This is a genomic window from Aquiflexum sp. (assembly GCF_977115555.1).
Map to the genome: position 1 here is coordinate 1 of NZ_CDSBKL010000541.1, position 2,278 is coordinate 2,278.

Genomic DNA, 2,278 nt, shown 5'->3' on the forward strand with positions numbered 1-2,278 from the left:
TTCTTTTACATTTGTAAAGCAATATGGGGAGCAGAAGCTCCCTTCATTTTCAAATAATAAAGGATATTTATATCTTTTAATAAACCGTTTACATATGAAAAATTTCAAGGAATTTAAAATGGAGGAGATAGTCAGGACTGACTTAAGGGCGATTGGCGTATTCAAAAAGCTTGGAATTGATTATGACAACTGTATGGAAAAGACCCTGCGGGAAGTCTGCGGTAAGCAGCATATCAACCCGGAACTGGTTTTGGATTATATGGCAGAGGCCATCGTCAAAGACCTTTCCTAAACAGAAACCAACATGATTTATTGGACAAATTGACCAAGAAAAACCCAAAACCTACCATCAATAGTACACCGCCATGCAACTCCTCAAACCCCTTTACCTTTTTCCTCTTATTGTGTTGGCACTTATCATGGGTGTCGCGGGAGGATTGGTCAGGATTGGGTACCTCGGGATGATGGTCCCTGGCACTGCGGCTAACCACGGGATATTGATGGTAGGAGGGTTTTTGGGTACGTTGATTTCTTTGGAGCGGTCAATGGTCATGAAAAAAAGAATATGGTTGCTTATTCCCCTCATTAGTGGGCTTTCCATCCCGGTTTTGTTGTTGGTACCGGGATGGCCCGCTTTTGGCCACAGCCTTTTATTTGTGGCTAGCCTCGGTTTGATGGCCATAATGTATCTCCAATCCCTCAGGCATCCGGTTATCTACCAGTTTGTGATGACGATGGGGGCTGTACTTTGTATGTCGGGAAATTTCATGCTGCTTTATTCAGGATTTGTGCCTGCGGCTGTTCCCTGGTGGATTGGGTTTATTTTGTTTACTATAGTAGGAGAGAGGCTGGAATTGAGCAAATTCCTTCCCACGCCCAAGCTTGCAAAAAGTGGATTATTGCTGTTGTTGACCCTGTTTTTTATCGGGATATGGATTCCATTTCATCGGTATGGCAATTGGCTTATGGGTACTTGTGCCATTATGATTTCATTTTGGCTACTCCATTACGACATGGCCAAGATCGCTTCCAAAAAAGAAGATCAGTTCAAATACATAGGCATTGGCCTTCGGGTAGGGTATGTTTGGTTGACATTACACGGGATTATGCTTTGTTTCCTTGAGCCGCATGCCCTGTATTACGACTTGTACATCCATACTTTCTTTTTGGGATTTGCATTTTCGATGATATGGGCTCATGCACCAATCATACTTCCGATGGTCTTGAATATAAGGCATACTCCCTATCATCCTATTCTTTGGGTAGGATGGATAGTTTTCCAAGTGAGTTTATTGGGAAGAATCCTAGTCAGTCTGATAGGTTTACCCGAGTGGAGGACTTTCTTTGGAATGATCAATGGATGGACCATTTTGGGAATGTTTATTCTCATGGCGATGATCACATTAATCAAAATGATTTTAAGCCAAAGAGCATTGGGTACAGCAAGAAGTTAAAAATTAAGCAAGAGGAAGTTTAAGTAAACCTAAAACCTGTGACCAAAATCACGCACTGAATTAGATTATAAGTACAAATTGCCTTGTCATGTTGAAAAGTAGCCTACATATCTTTCTATCCCTGATCATCGTGCTCAACGGCATGATGTATTCGGTGATTCAGGCAGATTTCCACTTGAATAGGAAAGAAATCACTGCGCTTTTTTGCATCAATCAGGACCAGCCTGAACTCGAGTGTAACGGAAAGTGTGAATTAGGCAGAAGACTCGATCAGGCTCAGGACCAAGAAGAAAACCAACAGGAATTTGCCTTTGAGGGATTGTTGCTGATTTATGCCATGCCTATCACTGCTTTTAATATTATACCTGTTTGGACCTCTATTGATCCGGTTTTTGGAGATTTGGATGAAAATAAAAATATGCTTCCGAACGCTTATGATTTTTTTCATCCACCGCAAAGTTGATTTCCTGATTTTTTTTCAACCGCAATTCAAAAAATTCTTTTCCCAAGAAGCAACGCTTTAGCAGGAAAGCATTTTACGGTGCGGTCATCAGCTAAAACTGCCCCATAGCAGATTTAGCTTGGATTTTCCTGTCCAAAAACCTCTACCAAAAAGAATTATCAATCATGAAATCTTACCTACCATTCCAAAAATCCATTTTGTTGGCAATGCTTTTTCTTGCCTTGTCCATCAGCAGTTCATTTTCCCAAAACCTTAAAAAATTTCAGGTTCTTGATCAGCAAACTCAATAACCGATCATTGGTCTCATTTAACATTATGCCTCCCAAAAGGGCCTTTCTTGCGGGAAAGGATTTATCCAATT

The 2,278-nt window shown here is 40.9% G+C and carries 3 protein-coding genes; all 3 read left to right on the top strand.

What is annotated here, in order from left to right; all coding sequences use genetic code 11:
- Positions 1 to 94 precede the first annotated feature (94 nt).
- A complete protein-coding gene (locus ACZFYI_RS19305) occupies positions 95 to 292 on the top strand; it encodes a hypothetical protein (RefSeq protein ID WP_462525754.1) in 198 nt (65 codons plus the stop codon).
- Between the two features lie 73 nt (positions 293 to 365).
- Positions 366 to 1,454: a hypothetical protein gene (locus ACZFYI_RS19310; protein ID WP_462525755.1), complete on the top strand. Its 1,089-nt coding sequence runs from the start codon at positions 366 to 368 to the stop codon at positions 1,452 to 1,454.
- Between the two features lie 88 nt (positions 1,455 to 1,542).
- Positions 1,543 to 1,917: a hypothetical protein gene (locus ACZFYI_RS19315; protein WP_462525756.1), complete on the top strand. Its 375-nt coding sequence runs from the start codon at positions 1,543 to 1,545 to the stop codon at positions 1,915 to 1,917.
- Positions 1,918 to 2,278 lie beyond the last annotated feature (361 nt).

Excerpts from the sequence above, each read along its gene's own strand:
- ACZFYI_RS19305 (WP_462525754.1), top strand. The coding sequence starts at position 95 with ATGAAAAATTTCAAGGAATTTAAAATGGAGGAGATAGTCAGGACTGAC.
- ACZFYI_RS19310 (WP_462525755.1), top strand. The coding sequence starts at position 366 with ATGCAACTCCTCAAACCCCTTTACCTTTTTCCTCTTATTGTGTTGGCA.
- ACZFYI_RS19315 (WP_462525756.1), top strand. The coding sequence starts at position 1,543 with ATGTTGAAAAGTAGCCTACATATCTTTCTATCCCTGATCATCGTGCTC.